The following is a 3,645-nucleotide window of genomic DNA, read 5'->3' as shown; positions in this document are numbered from 1 at the left end:
TCTGTCTTGACGTTGGTGACCTGGGCATTGAAGTTTTCAGTTTCTGTTCCCTTCACATTGACTGTCCGGTCTTTAGATACCGTAACCGTCTGGTTCCCAGTTACCGCATGGGTTTCATTGCCGCCCACCTTGGTGGAGAGGTCAGCCTTGTAATCTTCCGTCACATTGCCCGTTACCGTTTCGGTCAAGGTGCCTTTCACCGTACGGGTTTCATTGCCGCCGACAGTGGTGGTCAGGTCTTTGTCAACGGTGTTGGTCATGTTTTCGGAAGCCGTGTTCACCAGGTTCTTAGCCGTATGGGAAATCATTCCTTTTTCAGCGGTATTCTTGATATCCGTAGCAGTCTGCTTGGTGTAGGTCTTGTTTTTTCCGTCACTAGCGTAGGTATTGAATCCTTTATTGCTCAGGTTGGTGGAGGCTTTGTTATTTCCATCAATTACAGTAACCTTTCTTTCTTCTGCATTCTGGCTGACGGTGGAGGACTTGCCTTCATCCACTGCTTTGTCTTCCATGGAGAAGGTGCCGTCATTATTGCGGATCATTTTTCTAGTGACGTTCTTCTGGGAGCCGTCTGGTTTTGCGTTATCGCCCAGGTACTGGCTGATTTCTTTCGCCCCTACGATGGATTTTCCTGTGGAGTCTACGATCCCTTCATCGGTTCTGACGGTGATAGAGCTGCCATCTTTATTGAAAATGGATTCTGCCGTGTATTCCACAGCGCCAACCTTGTCATTGACTTCGGATGTCACATTGCCGCCATTAATGGTAGTGTAGTCATCTTTTGCATCCACCGTGCTGGAGAGTGTCTTGGAATCAAAGGTTCCGTTGACGGTGAGATTTTTATCTACAGTCAGGTCACCACCGATGTCAGCGTTGCCATATTTATCCACGGTGAACTTGCCATCTGCGCCTTTGATGGAACCATCAGCCTTTAGAGCTGCCTTCGCCTCATCAGCTGTATCGCCACCGGCATAGAACCCGTCTTTGTCCATGACTCCACTATTCAGGCCCACTTTGATTCCATCTTTGCTGAGGGTAATCTGGTTTTTGTCATCTTTATTCAGCACCAGTTTGTCCACAGCCGGTTTGCTGTCGTCTTTAACCATGGAAACCACACCGTCACCATCAATTTTGAGGTTATTCTGGTCGGCCTGTTTGCGAGCAGTTTCTTCAGCCGCCACTGCATCGGCATTGGTTTGGACCTTCGCATACAAGTCAGTAAAAGTTTTGCCTGCTGTTTCGCCTACCTCTACAACTGCCATAGTATTCTTTTTGACCTGCTCATCCAGAGCGGATAAATTTTTTCCTACTGTATTGGCTACCTTTACACAGATTCCGTCAGTGCTGACTTTTGCATTGGCTATCTTTACATAGGTGGAAGAAATTTCATTTCCTTTACCATCCTTGGTAGCTTGTTCTGCGCTGTCCGCTGCTACTGCCTTAGCAACCTTGCCATCAGTATCCACTTTCGCATAGGTGTTCTTAATTACAAGTCCATCACCATCACTGTAGGCTTTGGTTGCTTCTTTGGCATAGTCTGCATCTTTGGCATGGGCTACGTTGTCTATGGTGATAGGTGTCGGATCACCAACATCCTTAGTCACCGTAATCACATTGCCCGTATCGTTGACAGTGATATCAGTAACATTCGCCGCTTCACCCAATACGCCGCCAGCTGTGAATAAGAGAGCTGCCATTGCCAGGACGGCGGCTCCTTTCCTGCCTGCCGAGCGGGCGGAAGAGGCGCTCTTGGTGACGCTCCTTGCAATTTCAGACGTGACCACATAACAATGTTTTGCTTTAGACCAGATGACTTTGTATACCCGATTCATAGGGGTCCCTCCTTTATACTTCTTACCTTCTTTCTCTTTTCATTACTCCTGCCGGCGCCGATTCTCCTATGCTTCTGTTTCCTCCTTTCTTTATTGTTTCCGACGAATATGGCGGAGCTGTCTTTTCCGGGATGGCGGGCTTTCCGGCCTTTGGCCAAGGCCCTTTTCCCTTTTCCGGCCTGATTATAGCAAAATAAAAATGAAAAAAACCTATACTAAAGTACAGGTTTTCCATTTGGGGAGTGTCTTATTTCATGATATGATACATTCAGGGGTATGAAGATTTCATAAAGAGAGGTGTCCTATGTGGAAAAGAATGGTCCTGTCCATGCTTCTGGCATGCCTTCCCTGGTCTTTCTGCCATGGGGAAAGCCCGGTTCCTGAGGATATGGGAAATCTGGAAAAGGCGGGAGCTGCTTTGGAGAAACAGGAAGAAAAGGTTCCATGGTTTGAAATCCATGGCGATTACCGCTGGCTCTACGGAAATGGCCGTTTTCGCGGAAAGGCCCTGTCACCCAAGAGCGGGACCTGGAAGAGGCAGGATGAGAAGGTGACCATGGAAACGCGGCGTTTCCGCCTGTTTCCTGTGCTCCGCCTGACGCCCCATCTGCTTTTGAAAACGGCGCTGGAGGACAACCGCATAGATCAGGGGCCGGGGAGCAGTCACCATCTTTTCCTTTCCCGGGCTTACCTGCAGTACGAAAATGAGAGCCTCAAGATGGAGGCAGGGCGGCTGAACTATTACCTCATGGACGGGGATCTGCTGGACAAGAAAATGGACGGTTTCCGCATCCGCTATGGCCATGATGATGAGGGACCGGGGCGGTCTGTCTTCTTCTACGGCCGTACCGCGGAGGACCGTTCGAAATCAAGGAAGGTGCTGGTGCTGGAAAATAAGAGAACCCTGGGCAAATGGCTTATTCACAGCGCCTATGCCGATTTCAGAGCCATCCACGGCCATAAGGAATCCATACCGGTCCTTTCGCCTTCCGGGAAATCGGGAGAGCGCTTTGACCGCCAGCAGGTAGGCGTAGTAAAGGGTGCCTACTCTCCCAATGAGGACTGGACCTTCAGTGTGGACTACGTCCTCTCCCACGGCTATCATGAAAAGGACCATTTCAGCGAAACGAAACCGGGCTATGTGGCAGCGGCGATGTACGGGGAAGCAGATCCGAAACGGGCGGGAAGCTATGAAGTCTGGGTTCGTTACTACCACCTCCCCTCCTCTGCCCTTCTCGCTCCCACCATGGACGCCGACACCACCTTCTTCCGCCGCATGGGCTTTTCCGGCTGGGGCGCCCGCCTTGATTTCGTACCGGTAAAGGGACTGGTGTGGGCGCTGGAAGGATTCTCCCTGAAAAATAGAAGCAGCGGCATTGTGACCGGGGACTTCCATGAGTATGTGCTGGGTACCAGCGTGACGGCCTATTTTTGATCTGTGGACACGCCTGCGGCGTGAGGGTTGACGGGACTTCGTCCCGAGGGTTCTAAAGGTTCTTAAGTTTGACGGCCCTTCGGGCTGAGGGTTGTGGTGGCGGCTTCGCCGCAGATTAAACAAGGGGGCGCGGCTGGCGCCGCAGGTTGTGTCGAAGGGTTGTGTTCGCTAGCGCTCAGGGGGCGACAGCGCCTGCGGCGCTGAGGGTTGCGGTATCGCCCTATCGGGCGATGAATATTATAATGCCGCCTTTCGGCGGTCACGTCCACATCGAGTGTCATATTCATTCTTACCCTCGTACATCCCTTCGCCACTTCGTGGCCCTCTTCCCCTAAAGGGGACGCAAGAACGTTACGGGATTTACTTTTCAGTGTCATA

The 3,645-nt window shown here is 51.2% G+C and carries 3 protein-coding genes; 1 reads left to right on the top strand and 2 read right to left on the bottom strand.

The annotated features are described in order from the left end of the window. Nucleotides 1-1,832 (bottom strand): ESPR domain-containing protein (locus HMPREF9453_RS12050; protein ID WP_008858891.1); only part of this gene is annotated, 1,832 nt, incomplete at its 3' end. A 22-nt stretch (nucleotides 1,833-1,854) separates the two neighbouring features. Then, nucleotides 1,855-2,067 carry a hypothetical protein gene (locus HMPREF9453_RS11860; RefSeq protein WP_148363678.1) on the bottom strand — a complete coding sequence of 71 codons (213 nt, stop codon included), beginning with the start codon at nucleotides 2,065-2,067 and terminating at the stop codon, nucleotides 1,855-1,857. A gap of 69 nt (nucleotides 2,068-2,136) precedes the next feature. Between HMPREF9453_RS11860 and HMPREF9453_RS01985 the strand changes: the two genes are divergently transcribed. Continuing rightward, a complete protein-coding gene (locus HMPREF9453_RS01985; protein ID WP_008858890.1) occupies nucleotides 2,137-3,267 on the top strand; it encodes a hypothetical protein in 1,131 nt (376 codons plus the stop codon). Nucleotides 3,268-3,645: the final 378 nt, after the last annotated feature.

The sequence above is a fragment of the Dialister succinatiphilus YIT 11850 genome (assembly GCF_000242435.1).
Taxonomy (GTDB): Bacteria; Bacillota; Negativicutes; order Veillonellales; family Dialisteraceae; genus Dialister; species Dialister succinatiphilus.
This window is presented reverse-complemented; position numbering and strand designations above follow the sequence as displayed.

Excerpts from the sequence above, each read along its gene's own strand:
- HMPREF9453_RS01985 (WP_008858890.1), top strand. The coding sequence starts at position 2,137 with ATGTGGAAAAGAATGGTCCTGTCCATGCTTCTGGCATGCCTTCCCTGG.
- HMPREF9453_RS11860 (WP_148363678.1), bottom strand. The coding sequence starts at position 2,067 with ATGGAAAACCTGTACTTTAGTATAGGTTTTTTTCATTTTTATTTTGCT.